This window comes from uncultured Phascolarctobacterium sp., from assembly GCF_934190775.1.
Classification (GTDB): Bacteria; Bacillota; Negativicutes; order Acidaminococcales; family Acidaminococcaceae; genus Phascolarctobacterium_A.
The window spans coordinates 119,461-139,092 of the sequence record NZ_CAKPTG010000005.1 but is presented as its reverse complement, the minus strand read 5'-3'; the positions used below and the strand labels follow the sequence as shown (position 1 = coordinate 139,092).

General features: G+C 44.1%; 22 protein-coding genes. 19 read left to right on the top strand and 3 right to left on the bottom strand.

Annotated features, from left to right (window positions below; genetic code table 11):
* Positions 1-27: 27 nt before the first annotated feature.
* From Q0G26_RS04425 to Q0G26_RS04350, 16 genes are all read left to right on the top strand, one after another.
* Positions 28-402, top strand: coding sequence for a hypothetical protein (locus Q0G26_RS04425; RefSeq protein ID WP_293828917.1), 375 nt, complete (start codon positions 28-30; stop codon positions 400-402).
* 26 nt (positions 403-428) lie between these two features.
* Positions 429-746, top strand: a complete 318-nt coding sequence (locus tag Q0G26_RS04420; protein ID WP_293828916.1) for a hypothetical protein — start codon at positions 429-431, stop codon at positions 744-746.
* Entirely contained in the window at positions 736-3,651 is a 2,916-nt protein-coding gene (locus Q0G26_RS04415) for a tape measure protein (RefSeq protein ID WP_293828915.1), read from the top strand. Before Q0G26_RS04420 ends, Q0G26_RS04415 begins: the two co-directional genes overlap by 11 nt.
* Before the next feature lie 11 nt (positions 3,652-3,662).
* On the top strand, positions 3,663-4,217 hold the full coding sequence (locus Q0G26_RS04410) for a DUF2460 domain-containing protein (RefSeq protein ID WP_293828914.1): 555 nt from the start codon (positions 3,663-3,665) through the stop codon (positions 4,215-4,217).
* Between the two features lie 5 nt (positions 4,218-4,222).
* Entirely contained in the window at positions 4,223-4,819 is a 597-nt protein-coding gene (locus Q0G26_RS04405; RefSeq protein ID WP_293828913.1) for a DUF2163 domain-containing protein, read from the top strand.
* A complete protein-coding gene (locus tag Q0G26_RS04400; protein WP_293828912.1) occupies positions 4,816-5,253 on the top strand; it encodes an NlpC/P60 family protein in 438 nt (145 codons plus the stop codon). The genes Q0G26_RS04405 and Q0G26_RS04400 overlap by 4 nt, the downstream gene beginning before the upstream one ends.
* Complete coding sequence (locus Q0G26_RS04395) at positions 5,240-8,527, top strand: phage tail protein (RefSeq protein ID WP_293828911.1); 3,288 nt, start codon at positions 5,240-5,242, stop codon at positions 8,525-8,527. The genes Q0G26_RS04400 and Q0G26_RS04395 overlap by 14 nt, the downstream gene beginning before the upstream one ends.
* A 278-nt stretch (positions 8,528-8,805) precedes the next feature.
* Complete coding sequence (locus Q0G26_RS04390) at positions 8,806-9,585, top strand: hypothetical protein (RefSeq protein ID WP_293828910.1); 780 nt, start codon at positions 8,806-8,808, stop codon at positions 9,583-9,585.
* 20 nt (positions 9,586-9,605) lie between these two features.
* Entirely contained in the window at positions 9,606-9,932 is a 327-nt protein-coding gene (locus Q0G26_RS04385; protein WP_293828909.1) for a hypothetical protein, read from the top strand.
* Positions 9,932-10,195: a hypothetical protein gene (locus tag Q0G26_RS04380; protein WP_293828908.1), complete on the top strand. Its 264-nt coding sequence runs from the start codon at positions 9,932-9,934 to the stop codon at positions 10,193-10,195. Before Q0G26_RS04385 ends, Q0G26_RS04380 begins: the two co-directional genes overlap by 1 nt.
* Positions 10,188-10,778, top strand: coding sequence for a hypothetical protein (locus Q0G26_RS04375; RefSeq protein WP_293828907.1), 591 nt, complete (start codon positions 10,188-10,190; stop codon positions 10,776-10,778). Before Q0G26_RS04380 ends, Q0G26_RS04375 begins: the two co-directional genes overlap by 8 nt.
* A gap of 11 nt (positions 10,779-10,789) precedes the next feature.
* Positions 10,790-11,596, top strand: coding sequence for a hypothetical protein (locus tag Q0G26_RS04370; RefSeq protein WP_293828906.1), 807 nt, complete (start codon positions 10,790-10,792; stop codon positions 11,594-11,596).
* 10 nt (positions 11,597-11,606) lie between these two features.
* Positions 11,607-11,927 (top strand): hypothetical protein, encoded by a 321-nt coding sequence (locus Q0G26_RS04365; protein WP_293828905.1) that lies wholly within the window; start codon positions 11,607-11,609, stop codon positions 11,925-11,927.
* A 33-nt stretch (positions 11,928-11,960) separates the two neighbouring features.
* Entirely contained in the window at positions 11,961-12,461 is a 501-nt protein-coding gene (locus Q0G26_RS04360; RefSeq protein WP_293828904.1) for a DUF4376 domain-containing protein, read from the top strand.
* 125 nt (positions 12,462-12,586) lie between these two features.
* Positions 12,587-13,099, top strand: coding sequence for a phage holin family protein (locus Q0G26_RS04355; RefSeq protein WP_293828903.1), 513 nt, complete (start codon positions 12,587-12,589; stop codon positions 13,097-13,099).
* 2 nt (positions 13,100-13,101) lie between these two features.
* Positions 13,102-13,689: a GH25 family lysozyme gene (locus Q0G26_RS04350; RefSeq protein ID WP_293828902.1), complete on the top strand. Its 588-nt coding sequence runs from the start codon at positions 13,102-13,104 to the stop codon at positions 13,687-13,689.
* 757 nt (positions 13,690-14,446) lie between these two features.
* Here the strand turns inward: Q0G26_RS04350 and Q0G26_RS04345 are convergent.
* Both Q0G26_RS04345 and Q0G26_RS04340 read right to left on the bottom strand, forming a co-directional pair.
* Positions 14,447-15,376 carry a virulence protein RhuM/Fic/DOC family protein gene (locus Q0G26_RS04345; protein ID WP_293828901.1) on the bottom strand — a complete coding sequence of 310 codons (930 nt, stop codon included), beginning with the start codon at positions 15,374-15,376 and terminating at the stop codon, positions 14,447-14,449.
* Positions 15,377-15,563: 187 nt separating this feature from the next.
* Positions 15,564-15,851: a hypothetical protein gene (locus Q0G26_RS04340; protein WP_293828900.1), complete on the bottom strand. Its 288-nt coding sequence runs from the start codon at positions 15,849-15,851 to the stop codon at positions 15,564-15,566.
* A gap of 209 nt (positions 15,852-16,060) precedes the next feature.
* On the opposite strand from Q0G26_RS04340, the gene Q0G26_RS04335 reads away from it, so the two are divergent.
* From Q0G26_RS04335 to Q0G26_RS04325, 3 genes are all read left to right on the top strand, one after another.
* Positions 16,061-16,210 (top strand): hypothetical protein, encoded by a 150-nt coding sequence (locus Q0G26_RS04335; protein WP_293828899.1) that lies wholly within the window; start codon positions 16,061-16,063, stop codon positions 16,208-16,210.
* Between the two features lie 322 nt (positions 16,211-16,532).
* Complete coding sequence (locus tag Q0G26_RS04330; protein ID WP_293828898.1) at positions 16,533-16,820, top strand: hypothetical protein; 288 nt, start codon at positions 16,533-16,535, stop codon at positions 16,818-16,820.
* A 163-nt stretch (positions 16,821-16,983) separates the two neighbouring features.
* On the top strand, positions 16,984-18,591 hold the full coding sequence (locus tag Q0G26_RS04325) for an MBL fold metallo-hydrolase (RefSeq protein WP_293828897.1): 1,608 nt from the start codon (positions 16,984-16,986) through the stop codon (positions 18,589-18,591).
* A gap of 90 nt (positions 18,592-18,681) precedes the next feature.
* On the opposite strand, the gene fba is transcribed toward Q0G26_RS04325, so the two are convergent.
* Positions 18,682-19,611 carry a class II fructose-1,6-bisphosphate aldolase gene (gene fba / locus Q0G26_RS04320; RefSeq protein WP_021719683.1) on the bottom strand — a complete coding sequence of 310 codons (930 nt, stop codon included), beginning with the start codon at positions 19,609-19,611 and terminating at the stop codon, positions 18,682-18,684.
* Positions 19,612-19,632: the final 21 nt, after the last annotated feature.

The window sequence follows — 19,632 nt, the reverse complement described above, 5'->3', positions numbered from 1 at the left end:
GGCCTTTTCTTATATGGAGGATAACGAATGAAAAAGATTGATATTAAAGCTTTTGGTGAAGGTCAGCAGATTTGGTTTAATATCGGCCGCCTGCGCCGTGTAGAGGAAATGCTGAAATGTCCTATCGGTGAAGTGCTGCAGGAAGCTGATAAGCTGAGCCTGAAGAACCTGCTGGTATTGCTGAGCGTAGGCATGAGCCAGAACGGCAATAAGACTGAACAGTATTATGCTGAAAAGATTGACGAGGCCATGGAAAACGGTTACAGCATTGCCGATATCCAACTGCCTGTAGTGAAGGCTGTGGCTGCCAGCGGTATTTTAGGTGTGGGCGCTTATTATCGGCTGTTCCCGGATGAACTGACCGATGAGCAGAAGGCTGACATTGAATACGAAAAAAACTAATTAGCGAGGGCGGTGGCTGCGTATCTATGCGGACATGGTACAATGCAGCCAAAACCCTTGCTTTTGGTGAATTAAGGCTCAAACCTTGGGAGCTGGACAGGCTTTCGGTGTTTGAGTTTAACGATATGGTTGATGCATGTAATGAAATAAGAATGGCCAAGCGTTGGGAAACGGCCTACTGGGTAGCCAACATCATTTCCCCGCATCTCCGCAAGCCTGCCAAAGCAGGTACACTGATGCGGCCGTTCTTGAAGCAGAAGACCAAAGAAGAGCAGGCAAGGGAGCGGGAACGCTTCTATGCTGATTTTGAACGTCAGAGGAAGGAGGCAGGCAATGGCAGATAAACAAATATCCGTTAAGATTACAGCGGATAGCAAACAGGCTGAGCAAGGCTTCAGCCGAACTGCAGCAGCAGTAGAAGCTGCAGGTGAAGCTGCCGGCAGAATGTCCGCAAAAATGAGCAAATCGACAGCTATTCTTACCGATATTGCCAAAATGTTTCAGCAGCTGAATTCCGACGTGAAAGCAATGCGCAAGAGCCTGGACAGTATCGACAGTAAAAATGTCCGGCGTGTAGGCGATGATCTGGAAACTGTCAGCAAGCAGTCCAAAAAGGCAACCAGCGGAATAAAAGGCTTTGCTGATAAATGCAATAAAATGACCGGGGCGCTTAGCGCTATTGCTGCAGTGCAGCTAGGCAGCGTCTTCACCGGTATGGCGGGCGGTATCCTTAACATGGGCATAGCGTCTGTACAGGCTGCAGCACAGATGCGTCAGTATGAGATTGCCTTCCAGACCATGCTGAAATCTGCTGAGGCAGGTACGCAGATGCTGAGGGATTTACAGCAGTTTGCTGCAGAAACTCCCTTCGATGTGCCAGGCGTAGTAAGCGCAGGTCAGCAGCTTATGGCGTTCGGCTTTAAAGCTGAAGAGATTATTCCTATGCTTACCAACTTAGGCGATGCAGCCAGCGGTTTAGGTTTAGGCACGGAGGGCGTTAGCCGCCTTGCATATGCTTTAGGGCAGATGCAGACCAGCGGCAAGCTCAATGCTCAGGACATGATGCAGCTTACCAGCGCAGGCATTGCGGCATGGGATATGCTGGCGCAGGCTGCAGGTAAAACAGTAGCGGAAATGAAGGACCTTTGCTCTAAAGGCGCTATTGACTCTAAAGCGGCCGTGCAGACCATTGTTGCAGGCATGAACGAGCAGTTCGGCGGGATGATGGCCAAGACTTCGGACGAGGTTGCCGGTCTTCTGGCAAACATTGAAGAAACTGCCGGCAACACTTCCGCTGCTGTGGGTAAATATCTGACTGAAGCCTTTAACATTAAGGGTATATTGAAGGATGTATCCGATAGGCTGGGAGAGTTCCAACAGAAGATGCAGACGGCGACAGAGCAGGGCAAGAGCTTAGGCGATGTTATCAAGGAGTGCGTACCTGCACCGGTTATTGGTGTTATTGGCGCTTTTGCTGCTGTTCTTGCCGTTGTATCTGTTGCGGCCGTAGCGACGTTAGGCGCGGTGCTAGGACTTTCTGCCGGTATTGTGGCTGCTGGTGCTGCAATCGGCGCTGCTATTGCGCTGATAATCACCTATTGGGATGATTTAGCTGATGCGGTAAAGGCAGCTGTCCAGGGTATACTTGATACTGTTGTTATCATCGGTACTGCTGTTACAGAAGCAATTCTGGGCGTTGTACGGTGGATTCTTGATACGATAGGTGATATGTGGGCAGATATTACCGGAGACCATAATAATTGGTTTAACGATTTTGCCGATATGCTAGGCGATGCTATGGATGCTGTGGAAGATTTTGCCAGAAAGGCTATTGAATGGTTTAATAAGGTTTTTGCAGCAAAGCAAAGAGCAACGGCTACAGAAAGTTCGGCTGATGATGGTCATGGTGGTGCTGGTGGCAGCTATGGTGATGATTCTGCATCCGAAAAGCCTGCAAAACAGCCTAGGCCTACACCGAAAAAAAGAGATCTTATTATTCCGAGTAGAGATACCAATGTGTCTCGAACAGGTGCCAATGGCCGAAACGAGAACATTGCGCTGAAAGCCGCGCAAGAAGAAAATAAGATTAAGCAAGAAAGGCTCAAAATAGAAAATGAGTATGTACGCTTAAAATTAAAAAAGGAAAAAGATTTGTTTGAAGCTCAGAACGCTATTGCAAAAAAGTATGGCACTGACGCTCAAAAATACCAGATTCAGCTTAATGAAATCGAGTTCAACAAAAAGCAGGAACTGCAGGAAGAGGAACTGGCCTACACGGAACAGATGCTTGCTGCTGAAAATGCACTCAAGGAAGCGCAGCTGCGTGGAGCATCTCAAAAAGAACTGGACATGCTCAGGGAGAAGCTGCAGCTCATCAAGGATACCCATGCTTATACCCTGGATAATATCAATCAGACCGCTGCCGCCAACACTGAGAGTGCTAAATTTGACTATAGCAATAAGCAAATCAGCTGGAAGGCTGATTACAATGCTTCTGATACCGCCGGGAAGATGACGATGGATAATGATAAGTGGAAGGAAGAAGCTACTGCTGATGTGAAAAATAGTCCTTTTTTTGATGAAATGAAATTGGACTTGCTGACTGCAATCAATCAGAAGTACGATGAGCAACAGCAAAAAATCAATACCATCAGCAAGCTTCAGCAGACCAGCAATCAACTGGCGAAGGATTTTTCCGGTGCTATAACAGACTGGATTACCGGTGCGCAGAGTTTTGGCGATGCTATGAAAAGCATTCTGCAGCAGCTTATCTCCCAACTTATCCAGGCTGCTATTTACGCAACTATCGTAGCTGCCTGCACTGGCGGCGGTGGCGGTTTTGCGGCACGTTGGAAGGGTGCGTTTGGAAAGGCCTTTGCTTCAGGTGGCTCGGTAGCCGGTCCCGGTACTGGCACTAGTGACAGTATTCCTGCTATGCTCTCAAATGGCGAGTACGTGCTTAACGCTCAGGCTGTAGACCGTTTGGGCGTGCCGTTCCTTAATGGTCTGAATACAGGGCGTTTGAGAGGCTTTGCCAGCGGCGGTCTTGTTGGTTCCGGTGGCGCTTATAACCGTCCTGCCAGCGTTGGTTCCTCCAGCAGCTCTACGAGCAACAGCATCACTCTTAACGTATCAGCGTTGGATGCATCCAGCTTTGCTGATTTTTTGGCGCGTGGAGGCATGCAGGTGCTTAAACAGGCAACTTTGGATGACAACCGCAATTTTAATGCGGCGTTTGATACTTTTTAAGGAGGATGCATATGGCTGAAAGAATATTTCCTCTTGACAGCGGTGAAACAGCATGGAGCAGTACACTGCAGCAGGCGTGGGAGGTCACACAGACAGAAACCGCCAGCGGCAGGCGTAGGGCGATTTGTAGTCAACTGTATCCTAAACTATCTTTTAATGTGAGCTTTACAGCTTTAGACGATAAGAATCTGTCGCTACTAATGGGCTTTTATGCAAAGTGCAAGGGTACTCTTTTACCCTTCTTTTACAAGGATTATGGCGCGCGCGTCGAGCTGCAGGAGCTTAGTAGGGATGAAAGCGGTAAATATCAGCTGTTTATTAAAAATGGCGGCTATGTACTGCCTTGCGAAAAGGCTGACAATGTAAGGGTTTATGTTGATGATAACGAGACTGTAGATTTCAAATTAGACGGGGGCGTACTGACAGTGCCAGCTGCAACGGCAAAAAGTGTTGTTAAAGCGAGCTTTGACTATTATTGGCGTGTACGCTTCACAGATACGCTTTCTGTTACCCAGAGTTTTGCTGATGTAAACAACGTTAACTTGAAATTGGTTACAGTGAGGTGATGGACATGAAAAGTTGCACGTTAGACCTTGCTCAACACCTGAACACAGATAATGAATTTGTCTGCTGCGATTTGTTTACACTAAAATTGGCGAACAACAGTATTTACCGTACTGCCGAATTTGACAAGGACATCAGTTTTAACGGCAAATTATACAAGGCTGACCGCTTTATTATGAAACGCGAGCAGACGAAAAGTTCTGGCGCGCCTTCAGTTGAAACCTTGAGCGTGACGCTGAACACTGACCGCCTGCATGATGATAAGGTTGATGGCAAATATCTGCTGCAGGCAGTGCATGATGGCACGCTCGACGATGCCTATCTGACGCTTGGCCGTGCTTTTCTGGACGCCGAGACAGGAGCTGTCCTAGGCGTACTGGAGCTTTTTACAGGCAGGTGCGAAATATCGTCTTGTGGCGGTATCAGCTGCAAGCTGTCCGTAAAGAGCGAGACTGTTGGACTGAATGCGTCTGTGCCTCTGCGTACCTTCGCGCCGCAAAACGTCTACCAGGAGGCGGACGGTGTGGTCAGCACGGCAAGCAAAGACACTTACACGTGTATGATTCCACTGAAACCTTCCAAGAATGTGTTGGTGAAGATATGAATAAATTCCTTGATTTAGCAAAAACCTATATAGGCACGCCACACATCAATGGCGGCGACGTGAAGGGCGCAGGGCTTGACTGCTGCACCCTGGTAACAAATTTTTATGCTGAGCTGGGACATAAGAAAATACAGGTCAAATTTGGATACAGCGCAGACTGGTATTGCCAAAAAGGCTGTGAGGAGTTGCTTTTGCCTTATCTGGAAAAGCATTTTGCGCGCACTGTATGCTTGTTGCCTGGCTATTTGGTCAGCTACCGCTGGGGACACAGTAAATATGCCCATCTTGCCATCTATTTAGGCAAAGGTATGCTGCTGCATTGTGACGCTGATGACGGTACGGTCATTACAAATATTGACGATCCAAAATTTACTGATGCCCTTGGAAAAAGCAGAATAACAGGATTTTGGAGGCCTAAACATGGGGTTATTTAAAAAGACAAGCTTTACAAGCCGCTCAAATAAAATAGATGCTTTTCAAAGTACTGTTTGTGAGTTCGGTACTCCGGTTCCGCTACTTTTTGGTACATGTAAGGTATCGCCTAATCTGATTTGTTACCAGGATTTTACGACTAAAGAAAAGCGTGTCACGCAGAAAAGCGGCAAGTCGAAAAGTACAACAATCACCTATCTTTACTATGTTTATGCTGAACTGGCTTTAGGCGAAGGCGTGATAAAGGATGTAAGCAAGGTATGGGTAGGTGATACAGCATATAATTCTCTTGCAGCACTCAATGCCAACGGCCGTAACGAAGGCGCGGGATTATCGTTGAATCGCGGTGATAACAATACTCCAACAACGTATATGTCTACAAACCATCCTGAGATAGCTACAGGATATACTGATCTTGCTTATCTTTACGGAAAAATTTTCTTGGGAGAAGACAGCGCTTCCATGCCGTCCTATAGTTTTGAAGTCAAGGGAACGCTTTTGAACAGTGGCGATGGAACTGATGCCAACCCGGCTGGAGTTATCAAGAACATATTGGAGAGCATTGGTCTTGGCGAATATGTTGATATTACAAGCTTAAAAAATTATGCCAGTTATTGTAAAAATGCTGACCTGCTTATCAGCACTTATAATGATGCTTTTTCCAATCAGAAAAAAGCGCAGGAAGTCATTGCTGAACTGTTAGAGCTGACAAATACCTATATGTTCTGGAGCGTGGACCGGTTTAAGTTTGTGCCGCGTGATGATGTAAAGCGCGGCACATGGGAGCCTAACACTGAAGTTATCTATGATATTGATGCTGATGAACTGATTAGCCAGGGCGGCGCTCCTGTCGTTTTCAAGCGTAAAGACAGTACGGAGATATACAACTACGTTACTGTAAATTTCCTAAACCGCGCGAATGACTATGAAGAGGAAAGCGTGAGCTTCCAGGACATCGCCAGCATCAAAACTTATGGCGTGCGGAGCGTGAGCTATGATGCGAAATGGCTGCACACGAAGGAACGCGCTCTGAAGTACGCACAAATGAAAACGCGCCTTGCACAGACGGAATGCAACCAATATACGCTGAAGCTGCCTTGGAAATATTGTCGTCTTGAGCCCGGTGACCTTATCCGTATCACGGATGAAGCAATAGGCATTAAAGGACAGGTGGCTATGGTCAGCGAGGTTACGGAGGCAAGCAATGGCTTGATAACAGTCACTGCCCTGCAGCGTGCTCCTGGCGATTACAGCGAGGCTAAGTATAAGGTAGATAACAAATATCAATACCAGGACTTCAACGTGAATCCTGGTAACACTGAAAGGCCGCTCTTCATTATCCCACCGTCTGACCTTGTGGCGAGCAGCAGCGGCTGTGAGCTTTGGATAGCTTTGCATGGTGATAGCGAAGACTGGGGCGGCTGCGATGTTTACGTGTCAACTAAGGACGGCGATTACAGCTATAACGGCACGCATGGAGTGAGCAGCGTTTATGGCCAACTAATATCTGATTTGCGTTACGACGGAGATAGTGTTGATATACAGTTTGACAATCATCGTGCCGTAGAGCTTTTAACCGGCAGCCCCCAGGACGCTAAAGATGGCAATACGCTGATTTGGATAAACGGCGAGTGCATGAGCTATAGCCTTGCAACGTTGCAAGGCTCAAACATTTATACTCTGAGCGGCCTTGTTCGAGCACAATGTGGCACCAAACAGGGCGAACACTACTATGATGATGACGTTGCTATACTTGACGGCAATATTTACGCTGTGTCTTTACCTAAATCCTATATCGGTAAAACACTGTATTTTAAGTTCCCAGCGTTTAACGCCTTCAAGGCAAACGGGCAGGATTTAGCTGACGTTGACTGCTATACGTGCGTTGTTGGGGTGGGCGATTTGCCTAACTGCACAAACATTATGGCTTACAACAAGTATCGTGATGTTGATGGTGTTATTGTGTACCATGACATTATTGTGGAGTGGCAACCACCGGCAGGATTGGAAAACTATCAACAGGCGCAGGTGTGGTACAAGGCATCTACGGAAAGCAAGTGGCAATATGGCGGGCAAGGGTATAACAAGGCTACATTGCCTCAGGTTGACATTGGCGTGACATACGATATTGCCGTATGTACGCAGGATGTGTTTGGAAATGTAGAAACGCCTGACAGCAGTGCCCAAACAAGTATTCTGGTTGCACTCTCAACGGAAATACCCAATACTCCGGAAAACATCAGCATTTCCATAGGCGATTATTTCACAGTTAAATGGGATGAAGTTCGTAATGCTGACATCAAGTATTACGAAGTCCGGTTAGATAATCAAGCTGGCGTTGATAACAGTAACTTTATCGCTCGCGTGAGCGATGCCAACTGCACGACTAACGCTGTACAGGAGCGCAAAGGAAGTGTGTATGTTTTTGCTGTAAGTGCTTATGGCAAGGTTTCTGCCCCGGCTAAAGCAGATTACAGCTTTGAAGCACCGAAAACACCGGAAATAATTGTTGATGCTAGATTCCAAGGCCTGGAATGCCATGTGAACAGTATCCCGGCTAACTGCATTGGTGTTCATTGGTATATATCAGGAACGCAATATGCCTACGACGAAAAAACCAGCAATCTTAGCTTGTTTAAATCGTTGAGTGCCGGTGTGTATGATGTAAAGGCCTGTTATTATGACTATTTTGGCAATGGACCATTTAGCGGACAGATTATGTCGAGTGTGAAAGCTACTATTGATAACAGCCTTTTGGCTGCAGAGGCAATAAGCACTGATAAACTGGACGCAGCAACGAAAAAGGCGCTTGAAGATGCCAAAGAAGCAGCAAAACTTAACGGCAACGTCTACACGAAGACTGAGACTGATAATCAGATTAGCAATACGATGGCTAATTTTAAAAATGGCGAATTGAAATCGTATGCGACAATCACGCAGATGAACGATGCCATAAGCTTGGCAGTCAAAGATGTTGATGTTGACGGCAACACTGTGCTGACAAAAATCAATCTGGCTGATGGTACGATACTGCTTGATGGCAAGTACATCCATATCACCGGTAATACTAAAGTTGATGGCAGCATAATTACAAATGATATGCTGGCTGGTGGTATCACCGCTGACAAGATCATGGTTAATAGTCTGTCAGCCATCTGTGCGACCATTGGCACGCTACGTACTGCTACGAGCGGTGCACGCACGGAAATTAAGGATAACTTGATTGAGGTTTACGACAGTAACAATGTACTGCGTGTAAAAATGGGGGTATGGTAAAATGCCACAAGGGATAGAGATATATAAAGGCGGCGGTCCGACAATAAGCGTTACCACATCGCTTTGTCGTGTGTTGGGAAAAGTTGATTTGACCGATTCTCAAGGCAGTATTACCTGCGACGATAGCAGGTTATGGGCGTGCGTTTATCGCATATCTGACGGTGGCTCGTATCCAGTCAAAATCACAATCGACGGTAATACGATTAACTGGATATATTTGACAGACGCTATCTATGGCGTCGGAACAAATAAATACGCAAACGGGATGAGGCTCATTTATGGCAATTACTAAATATTTTGAAGTCAAAAACAATGACAATATTGTTACGATTGACGACAATTATCAAAATCTTGTGCGTAACGGGAAAGTTATCAAGATTAGGCAATATAAGAAATGTAATTCGAGGACGGAATTTATCCCAAGCAACAACGAGGTATATCAATATTGGCAAGATAAAAATCATTGGGATGTATTGATTACGTTTGATGTAGACGAGAGTATAAATGAGATATTGGCTTTTAGCGCGCCCGCCGATGAGCTTGTTAAATTTTTCCCACTGCGCATACAAGACAGATATATGATTAATATAATCATCCCGTTTGATGCGACGTATGGGGATGCAGAGTCAAGCCTACAGGTGTATTTGAGCCGTATAAGATATTACAAATACAACAATCGCGACTTGATTGTCCCTGAGCATGGCGCTGGATTAATTGTTTACAATAAGGATGGTAAGCCTATATTTAGCTCAGAAGAACAGTATCTGCGTGTGCTACATTATTATTTTAAATGCACCGAAAAATTGTATGATGCACAACAGGTTTTTAAAAATACTATTTTAAAATTTGATGAGCCGTTTTTCATTGCCCCGTTTTCTGCTTGCAATTTTTGGCGATATACGCCGCAAGTAACAACGAATTACAGGTTATACATAACGTTTTCGACTAGCTCATCAATTAAAATAGGTGTACATGGCTATACAGGTTTTTTTAATCAGGGCGAGTACGGCATATCTGGGGCGGTCGAAATAACTACATCGTTTATGGTTATCGGGTAATTTGGGAGGAGGTGATATAGATGTTTTCGGTTCATGATAACAACATTGCCATGATTAGAGGTGATAGCGGTATTTTTAAAATTGATGTCACTGATATAGCGGGCAATGCAGTAGCGTTGGCTGACAACGATGTATTGACGTTTACTTTGCGCAGAGCAACACGCAGTCCGACTATTGTTCTTCAGAAAACTATTACGGACGGCATGTTAACAATTCATCCGGAAGACACGGAGAAAATGGAGTTTGGCATGTATGTATATGATATTGAGCTTAAACGTATCAACGGCTTCGTTGATACGATTATCCCGCCACATAAATTTCAGCTTTTGGAAGAGGTGACGTACTGATGAAGCTTGTAGGTACTTTGACCTTAGCTAAAGCTGCTGTTCTGCATGGGACACTTAGTGCAGTGCGTGAAGGATTCGGGGGCTCGCCGTATACCGGTGACTATGTTGCTCGCTCCCAGATCAACGATGATTATCTGTTGCCGACGGCCAAATGCTATCTGCAGCGGGATATTACAGTAAAAAAGATACCTTATTACGAGACCAGCAATTTATCAGATGGTCTTACTGTGTATATTGGAGAGGAGATTGAAATCAATGGCTAACAAAAATATTTCTAAAGTTGTGTATGGTGGCAAAACCCTTATCGACCTGACTGCAGATACAGTAACTGCGGACAAAGTCTTAAAGAATTATACTACCCACGATAAGAGTGGCGCACCCATTACCGGTACCTGTACATTTGATGCTGACACCAGCGACGCTACTGTAGCTGTGGCGGAAATTCTTACCGGAAAAACTGCTTACGTAAATGGCGTCAAACTGACCGGTACCATGAAAAATAATGGTGCTGTTACTGGCACTATCAGCACCAAGGACGAGTCCTACACTATTCCCATCGGTTACCATGACGGCTCTGGCAAGGTTGCTATCAGCTCCACCGAGCAGGCCAAGATTATTGCCACCAACATCAGAAGCGGTGTTAAAATTTTGGGCGTAACCGGTACCATGAGCGGCACCGAGGGCGCTAAGGCCGAATCCAAAACTGCGACTCCGTCTACTTCTCAGCAAACCATTTTGCCGGACAGCTCGAAAGGATATAACTACATATCCCAAGTCGTTATCGAGGCGATTCCGTACAACGAAAGTGATAACCCTCAGGGCGGTGTTACTGTAACAATCGGTTAAGGAGATTACTCATGGCAGTGAATAAAGTTGTATACGGCGGTAACACCTTGGTGGACCTTACCGGTGATACCGTCACCGCTGCCGATTTGGCAGACGGAGTAAAGGCGACAGGCGCGGACGGCAACCCTATTGTAGGTCTGATGCAAAAGGTTACCATTGATACTGAGCTGTCGACCACCAGCACAAATCCTGTCCAAAACAAGGTTATCTATGATGCATTGCGGAATAAAGTCAATGCTAATGATATTTTTTCAGGTTTCGGTTTAAATGGTTTGCGCACTAAAATAGAGTGGCGTGAAGTTACACAGATTTTAGGGTCAATTAATGCTTTTAATTATACAGGCACAGCAGCCAAAGCTACACAAGATGGTGAAGGTAATGTAATTACTGAAACTTATGCTAAAATGAATACTGCTAACTCATGGAAAGAACCTCAAGTTTTCAAGAGAGCTGTTTGTAAAGAAGTGACTATTGCAAAAGAAATTTATGGTGTTAGCTATACAGATGGTGCTGCAATAGCTCCTGCTACAAATGTTGTATATCATATTGCAAATAGTGAAGTCACATTAGATATGGCACAAACTATCACTGATTTTTTGTCAACTGATGCCTCATCCACGGTGTTTAGCATCTATATTACATCTGTTGAGGATAATAGTGCTTATCCTCTAATTATTACTAATGCAGGAACACTTAAATATGTTGGTAGTGCAAGTGACTTCGCTATCACAAGTGCAGGTCTGCTGTTGAACATCTTGATGCTGAAAGATGCCAGCGGTAATGTAACGAGCATTGTACAAGCATCTAATTTATCGTGAGGTGAGCGCAATGGGACTTAATAGAATGATGATGAAAAGCAATGAAAAAGACATAGAAGCAGAAATGATTGTTGGTTATTTGGATGGTTGGATTGGTTTTACAGATGATTCATTTGGACAACTGTCGCCTAACCCTCTTCCTAATGGTGTGCGTGTATCCTCTGTAGCCTTTTCACCGAATGGTACACAGTTTCTCCCCGCTACTATAAAATCTTGCACATTAAAAGAAATTGATATTACTGTTATGCATGATGAAGTAGCTCCGGCTTATGTTGGTTCTTACCTTGCTGCTAAGATTAACCAAGTAATTCCAATAATTTTACATTTTTAAGTAAACCCTATCAATAAAATGAGGTGACTAAAATTGATAACAAAATATAAGTACAAAGAAAAGGTTTGTTCTACCCTTTACGAGTTATCTGAAATTCTAGGCAAAGACGGCGTGTTTATCCCATTGTCAATCGGCGATGAAGCCTTAGCAGAATTAGGCGTAACCGTTACGCATGAGGAAGAACCTTTGGAAGTGATTAAGCAGCGCAAAATCATGGAGCTGAAGCGCCAGCGTGATGCTGCAGAGGTCGAGCCGATAGAATATGGCGGGCACCTCTACGATTATGACAGTAAAGCCCGTGACCGTATAGCAGCCGCGATAATTGCGCTCGATATTCAGGGAGAGGGCGCTAAAATCTGCTGGACCACGGCAGACAATGAGGATGCTGTGGTTACGGCTCAGGACCTGCGTATGATTATAGCTTCCGTGGCCGCACGCAGTAATAAACTGCATACTGCGTACAGAACTGCTAAGGCACAGGTCGAAGCTGCAGGCACGGCGGAAGAAACCGATGCTGTTACATTAGAATTATAGGAGGTAAAGAGATGGATTTCTTAGCTTTACGTATGGCCGTTTATAACGCGGCGCATACTTTGACTCATGGTTTTTATCACGCCTTGTAATTGATAGGCTCATTATAAGGCGAAGGAGGAAAAAATATGAATTATAAATTATTTTTTGAATCGGCACTTGCTGCAGGGAAAACGTTGTACAGTGGTTGGTCTTATAAGACTGCTATGGCTGCGATCATGGTTGTATTGCTGCACAAACACGCTATATTGTTCTATGCGTTTTCTGCTTTGGTTGTGTTGGACTGTCTGACTAAGTGGTTGGCGATTGCACATGATTATCTGGTTAAGCAAGGCAAAACAGCGCCAACTATTTTTCAATCGCTGATTGCCATCAAAGCGGCGAGAAGTGCAGGGCTCATTTCTTCTGAAGTTATGAAGCACCGTTTTTTAGGCAAGATTTGCATATATTTACTATGCGTAATGGCAGCTGCCAGTGCGGATCTGATTATGGTTGAGCTCAGTAAGCCTGCATGGGCAGTGAGTACAATCATCAGCTATTTAACTGCGACGGAATTGTTGAGTATAGTAGAAAACCTCAACGCTGCTGGCGTTGAGGCTGTAAAAGGCTTGATTGATATTGTCAAAAAGAAGAAGGTGTAAAGATGTTAAGAGGTATTGACGTAAGCGAAAATAATGGTGCAGTTGATTGGGGGCGGGTAGCTCCTGGCTTAGATTTCGCTATTATCAGAATCGGTTATGGTCGGAATCATTTGGATAGCCAATTTTACAACAATATCAATGGCGCATTAGCTGCAGGCCTTAAAATTGGTGTTTATCACTACAGTTACGCATTATTACCAGAAAGGGCGCAGGAGGAAGCAAGGTTCGTCGTTGAGACGCTAGCAGATTGTGGATTAAGCCCCGAAAAGCTGGAAATGGGTATATGGTTTGACATGGAAGATGCAGACGGATATAAACAGCGTCATGGTATGCCTTCACGTCAGGAGATTACTGCAATGTGCAGTGAATTTATCTGTGAGTGTAACCGCAGTGGCTATAGTTGTGGTGTATATGCTGGCCTGGATTGGTTAGAGCATCAGATTGACACAGAGCAACTTGCTAGTTATGTGCCATATTGGGTAGCTCAGTGGGGCGGGCGCTGCGACTGGCCGAATGCTAGTATGTGGCAGTACACTGACGGGTACTGTGTTGATGGTAAAGAGTTTGATGGAAATCTTTATTTTGACTGATTTCATATTCAAAACAAGCTGATTTTTGTCCAATATTTGTCCAATATTATTTCTAGAAACTTGTAGAACCAATTAAGCGATTTTAAGTCATAATAGCGAGAAACGCAGATAGCAAGCGCCTTTTCAGCTTCCCCCAACTCTCTGTAAATCGCAATGAAATTATATTTTGTTACTTCGGGTACAAGAGGCCGTGAGTTCGAATCTCGCCGCCCCGACCAAATTAAAAACTTCAGGAACCGCATGAGAATGCGGTTCTTTTTGTATTTGCGACTAAAAACAGTATTTGAATTACTTTATAAAAGGGTGATTCTGTCAACAATCTGTCAACAATCCCTCGGAACGCTAGGTAATACGGGATATTTAGGCTTTATAATTCGCAAAAATTCCTGCATAAAAATAGAGAACCGGTATTTTAACTCCGATTCTCTAATATTTCACAAAAAAGTTCACAAGTTTTCTTTTTAATTTTTCTTCGTAGAAGTCGATAGCCTTTTTATGAGTATTTTCTAAAGGCAGCGCATAGGTGCGCCTGGTGAATTCTGCGTCATTGTGGCCTAACAGCTCGCAGATATCTTCAACGGAAACACCTTGGTCGCGCAGGTTGCTGCCGTTATCATGAAAGACGTAGAGCAGGTTCTTGCCATGAATTGAGGGATTACAAAGCGGCTGCGTGCTGGTAACACGCTCCGCACTGCGCTCGGTGTTGGTAGCGCCGGGGGATTTTTGTATTTCGTTGGCATTACGAATACGTTATATCTTACCAATGCAGGAAATTTATAATAACCTGAATCATAATTTCTTTTTCTTCTGGGCGTGATTCTGCAATCATAAGGGTGATGGCAACAAGAGCACTGTCGCTGATAATTTTATTACCATCGTTATATAGCGCGTTATTCTGGTTTAGGAAATATAAGAACAGAGCTGCTGCGATACGTTTGCAGCCATCATTAAATGGATGGTCCTTTACTAAGAAGTAGAGCAGATTAGCTGCTTTTTCTTCTAGTGATGGATATGCATCTTGACCAAATGCACTTTGATAGATAGCAGATAAAATACCTTCTAATTTGCCGGGTTCTTTTTCCACGCCAAACACATCAGATGTCTGGCTAAATTCCATACTTTTTATAAGCTTCATGCATTCGCCATACTTAAGCAGATAAGAGCATTTAGAACCTTCAGGTATAGCAACGCATTGATGATCATAGGCATCAAGCAGTTCTAAAGAACGTGAATACTCATGAACCACTTTCAAAACATCTTCTGCATCAATACCAACAAGTCCACCTATAATATTAGACTGTATTTGTACTGTTTTATTCAACACAGCTAACCGTTTTTCATTAATTGCAAATCCTTCTGTTAAATATTGCTTAAGGATATTGGTTGCCCACTTGCGGAAAAGAACGCCACGAGGAGATTTTACACGGTAGCCAACGGAGATAATGACATCTAAAGAATACATTTTTACAGGTTTGTCGGAATTTGTAATATGCAAAAAATGCATATTGCTTTTTTCGTCTAATTCTCTTTCTTTAAAAATATTTCTAATGTGTCTTGCGATAACAGATTGGTCACGAGAAAATAAATCAACCATCTGCGATTGTGTTAACCATACGGTATCTTCTTCAGGTGAAATATTAACTTCTAGTTCTAATTGCTCATCTTTGAAAGTAACGATGTTAGTCATTAGTGAAGCTCCTTTAACTACTTATACTATATCATAGATTCTGAGAAGTAAGAGACGATTTTATCGTCTGCTTGAGTAGAAATTTCAACTGGTGACAAAATGTCACAGGTTTATTGTTTTCTTTTATCATTGTAATTGAGAGGGCACAATATAGGGCAGATATCCATGATATGGAATTGGTTGAGTATTATTTCTTAGTTTTGTTAAAATCAACAGTAAAAAGCGTTGGCAATAAATTGTCAAATATAAATTGATAAATAAGATGGATTGCATAGGCTGGTCCAAAACCAATAAACAAGCCTAGCAGACCGAAAATCAATATACATGGCCAAACGATAAAAGCAGTGTTTGCTTCAGCAATGTTCAAGGTAAAGCAAATTACAGCAGTTAAACTTAAACCCACAGCTGCACCTATCCAAGCACCAAGGCCACAAAAGAATATATAAAACAAAATTATTAAGACATCAAATTTCATAAAAATCACTTATTGAAATCCTTTCTAACGTCTTATGTATGAGTGCTAGTTTTGCAATAGAACTTTATACAAGTAATATTGTTATTCTTTACACACTTATGGACGAAAAAATGTTTACATACTATAATTGTATTATAACGCTGTGTGTTGCAGTGTGTCAAATATTTTGGTGAATATATATTTGGTTTTGTAAAGAGGAGTCTTTTAGTATGGAAAAAGAAAAACAAGTTGCAGGTGACAATAGAACGGACGATTTTCAGGGATTCGTCCTTGATGATTCACCTAAAACAGTTGAAGAACAATTAGAGATTATCAAAAAATACCTTGAGAGTAGTATGCCTAGAAGAGAGAATGAATAGCTTATTTAAAATTTAATGATAGACTAAGCAGATTTTGAGTAAAAACTCAGAGTCTGCTTTTTTCTTAATCCCACTAATTTCCCCAATAAAAAGGATTTTCCCTTCGTTTTGTAGAATTATAAATATACTAAACAGCAATATTGCTATAGGTCTGTTATAGAGAAAAGATAATAAGCTTGATGGTAAAAATCATTTTACATAAGGTTGCGAAAGAATATGTTCAATATCGATTTTATCCGGAAGGTGAAGATGGAGAATATGGTATTATTCAAGTTAACCTTGAAAATTGTGTTCCCTAATGTTAGGTTAGGAAAATATAAGTATGATTATAGGAGAATATCGAGTGATTACAAAAGAGGATAGGGCTAGGCAAAAAGCTATATATGCTGCGCATGTAGCTAAGTTGGCGGATGCAGAGGCTAGACAATTGGTTGCAGAGCATTTTCGCAGAAGAATGGAGATTTTTGAAAAATACGATCTATATCGAGATACTTTTCCTACAGGTTTAGACGGAGGCTCGCCGGACGAAAATAGAGAGTTACGGGAAGAAGCAAAACGATTTAATGAGGCGTGCAAGCCATACTTTGAAAGAATAAAAGGGAAAAAGTGACCTTGTAAAAATTACATAATTGATTAGGCAGATTTTGAGTAAAAACTCAGAGTCTGCTTTTTTCTTCATCCCACTAATTTCCCCAATAAAAAGGATTTTCCCTTCGTTTTGTAGAATTATAAAATATAACTGAAAATACTATTTGCAGAATGGAGGCTTTGCGATGAAAATAACTTTTTTAGGTGCAACGCGCACTGTTACAGGTTCCTGTTATCTGCTGGAGGTCGGCGCACATAAGTTTTTGGTAGACTGCGGCATGTTCCAAGGCTCCAAGCTGATTAAGGCGCTGAATGAAAAGGAATTTTTGTTTCATCCGGGAGAGATTGAGGCTGTTGTATTGACGCACGCCCATGTTGATCACAGCGGTTTGTTGCCGAAGCTGGTCAAGGAAGGCTTCCGCGGCCCCGTCTATTGCACTAAATCGACGGAGGAGCTCTGCTCGATTCTGTTGCCGGACAGTGCGCACATTCAGGAGGGTGAGGCGGAATACGCCAACCGCAAAGGTATGCGTGCCGGCAAAAAGATTGTTGAGCCGCTGTTTACAGTTGATGATGCTTCCCGCGCCTTGCATTTGTTCAAGCTGCGCAGCTTTGGCGAAGCGTTCAATGTTGTTCCCGGCGTTACCGTAACCTTCCGCGTTGCAGGACACATTCTGGGCTCTGCTTTTGTAGAAATGTCTGTTAACGAAAGCGACAAAAAGACGCGCTTGATTTTTACGGGCGATATTGGTCAGCCGAATCAGCCGATTATTGAAGACCCGGCGGCAGCAGGCGGTGCGGATTTTATTATTACGGAATCTACCTATGGCAACCGCATTCATGAAGCCTATGATAAAGAGGGCGAACTGGCGAATATTATCAACGATACTGTCGAGCGTGGCGGTAACGTTATCATTCCTGCGTTTGCCGTGGGGCGTACGCAGGTACTGCTGTACTATTTCCAAAAGCTGCAGGCGGAAGGCAAAATTCCGGAGATTCCTATTTATGTAGATAGTCCTATGGCCAACAGAGCTACGCAGATTACTATGACGAACCCCGAGGAATACGATGAGGAAGCGCGGGCGCTTTACGCAATGCAGGGACGCAGGCTGGTGTCTATGCATAATCTGCGCTTCACTGCTACGGTGCAGGAATCTATGGCGATTAATGAAATTCCGGGCAGCAAGATTGTTATTTCGGCCAGCGGTATGGCTGATGCCGGACGTATTCTGCATCATCTGAAGCATAATCTGTGGCGTGAGGACAGCAGCATAGTGTTTGCCGGCTATCAGGCGGAGGGAACTATCGGACGCAGGCTGATAGAAGGCATTAAGCGTATCAAGATTATGGGCGAGGATATCAGAGTCAACGCCAAAATTTATAATATGAAGGGCTTTTCTGCCCATGCGGATAAGCAGCAGCTGTTAGCTTGGTACAGCAGCATGAAAGAGGTGCCCAAGGCCTTTTTCGTTACGCATGGCGAGCTTGATGCAGCTATGGAGCTGGCAGATTCTTTGGGACGCAATCTGGGCACGGCAACCTATATCCCACATTTCGGTGACTGCGCCGAAATCCATGGTACTGAGTGGCAGATGCATGAATCCGAAATGGTTCAGGTTGAGCCTGCTGCTATCGACCTGCGTGCTTACATGCGTGGCATGGAACACGATTATCTGCTGCAGCGCAGCAAAATCGAACAGATTGTGGCGCGTACCCCGGATAAGGCGGTTATGGTACGCAAGAAGCTGGAAAAGCTGCATAAGTACATGGATGATATCCTGAAGGATTTGTAAGAAAAAATGATATACGCTTTGCATAAATAAAAAATGCACCATTCCTTGACAGTAGGGAATGGTGCATTTTAATTTTTAAATAGTTATAGCTTACAGTCTGTTGCTGCTGTTGAGTACGTCACGCATTTTGTGAGCTACCATGTCCTGGATAGCCTGACGTGCGGGTTTCAGGTATTGGCGAGGATCGAAGTCGCCGGGGTTTTCTACCAGGTGCTTACGGATGGAAGCGGTCATTGCCAGACGCAGGTCGGTATCGATGTTGATTTTGCAAACACCGAATTTGCCGGCTTGCAGCAGCATGTCTTCAGGTACGCCTTGAGCGCCGTCCAGCTTGCCGCCGTACTTGTTGCATTCTTCAACAAAGGACGGGATAACGGTGGAAGCACCGTGCAGAACCAGCGGATAACCGGGCAGCAAGTTGGTGATTTTTTCCAGACGTGCGAAGTCCAGTTCCGGTTTGCCTTTGAATTTGTAAGCGCCGTGACTGGTGCCGATAGCGATAGCCAAGCTGTCGCAGCCGGTGCGTTCAACGAATTCTACAGCCTGATCGGGATCGGTGTAGGTAGCGTCCTTGGTGTTAACCTTAACAGCGTCTTCAACGCCTGCCAGTCGGCCAAGCTCTGCCTCAACTACAACGCCTCTTTCGTGTGCATATTCAACAACACGACGAGTCATTTCGATATTTTCTTCAAAAGGATGCTTGCTGCCGTCAATCATAACGGAGGTGAAGCCGCCGTCGACGCAGGCTTTGCAGATGTCAAAATCTTCGCCGTGGTCCAGATGCAGGCAGATAGGCAGACCGGTGTCTTCGATTGCTGCTTCAACCAGCTTCATCAGGTAGATGTGGTTAGCGTATTTGCGAGCGCCGGCACTTACCTGCAGAATCAGCGGGGATTTTTCCTGTTGTGCTGCAGCAACGATACCTTGGATGATTTCCATGTTGTTGACGTTGAAGGCACCAACAGCATAGTGGCCTTCGTAAGCTTTTTTGAACATTTCAGTAGATGTAACTAAGGGCATTTGTCTATTCCTCCTTATTCA

Bases quoted from the DNA above. Each gene is read 5' to 3' on its own strand.
- Q0G26_RS04350 (WP_293828902.1), top strand. From the start codon at position 13,102: ATGTTAAGAGGTATTGACGTAAGCGAAAATAATGGTGCAGTTGATTGG.
- Q0G26_RS04410 (WP_293828914.1), top strand. From the start codon at position 3,663: ATGGCTGAAAGAATATTTCCTCTTGACAGCGGTGAAACAGCATGGAGC.
- Q0G26_RS04335 (WP_293828899.1), top strand. From the start codon at position 16,061: ATGGAAAAAGAAAAACAAGTTGCAGGTGACAATAGAACGGACGATTTT.
- Q0G26_RS04365 (WP_293828905.1), top strand. From the start codon at position 11,607: ATGGGACTTAATAGAATGATGATGAAAAGCAATGAAAAAGACATAGAA.
- Q0G26_RS04425 (WP_293828917.1), top strand. From the start codon at position 28: ATGAAAAAGATTGATATTAAAGCTTTTGGTGAAGGTCAGCAGATTTGG.
- Q0G26_RS04385 (WP_293828909.1), top strand. From the start codon at position 9,606: ATGTTTTCGGTTCATGATAACAACATTGCCATGATTAGAGGTGATAGC.
- Q0G26_RS04355 (WP_293828903.1), top strand. From the start codon at position 12,587: ATGAATTATAAATTATTTTTTGAATCGGCACTTGCTGCAGGGAAAACG.
- Q0G26_RS04370 (WP_293828906.1), top strand. From the start codon at position 10,790: ATGGCAGTGAATAAAGTTGTATACGGCGGTAACACCTTGGTGGACCTT.
- Q0G26_RS04380 (WP_293828908.1), top strand. From the start codon at position 9,932: ATGAAGCTTGTAGGTACTTTGACCTTAGCTAAAGCTGCTGTTCTGCAT.
- Q0G26_RS04340 (WP_293828900.1), bottom strand. From the start codon at position 15,851: ATGAAATTTGATGTCTTAATAATTTTGTTTTATATATTCTTTTGTGGC.
- Q0G26_RS04415 (WP_293828915.1), top strand. From the start codon at position 736: ATGGCAGATAAACAAATATCCGTTAAGATTACAGCGGATAGCAAACAG.
- Q0G26_RS04420 (WP_293828916.1), top strand. From the start codon at position 429: ATGCGGACATGGTACAATGCAGCCAAAACCCTTGCTTTTGGTGAATTA.
- Q0G26_RS04375 (WP_293828907.1), top strand. From the start codon at position 10,188: ATGGCTAACAAAAATATTTCTAAAGTTGTGTATGGTGGCAAAACCCTT.
- fba (WP_021719683.1), bottom strand. From the start codon at position 19,611: ATGCCCTTAGTTACATCTACTGAAATGTTCAAAAAAGCTTACGAAGGC.
- Q0G26_RS04345 (WP_293828901.1), bottom strand. From the start codon at position 15,376: ATGACTAACATCGTTACTTTCAAAGATGAGCAATTAGAACTAGAAGTT.
- Q0G26_RS04405 (WP_293828913.1), top strand. From the start codon at position 4,223: ATGAAAAGTTGCACGTTAGACCTTGCTCAACACCTGAACACAGATAAT.
- Q0G26_RS04395 (WP_293828911.1), top strand. From the start codon at position 5,240: ATGGGGTTATTTAAAAAGACAAGCTTTACAAGCCGCTCAAATAAAATA.
- Q0G26_RS04400 (WP_293828912.1), top strand. From the start codon at position 4,816: ATGAATAAATTCCTTGATTTAGCAAAAACCTATATAGGCACGCCACAC.
- Q0G26_RS04390 (WP_293828910.1), top strand. From the start codon at position 8,806: ATGGCAATTACTAAATATTTTGAAGTCAAAAACAATGACAATATTGTT.
- Q0G26_RS04330 (WP_293828898.1), top strand. From the start codon at position 16,533: ATGATTATAGGAGAATATCGAGTGATTACAAAAGAGGATAGGGCTAGG.
- Q0G26_RS04325 (WP_293828897.1), top strand. From the start codon at position 16,984: ATGAAAATAACTTTTTTAGGTGCAACGCGCACTGTTACAGGTTCCTGT.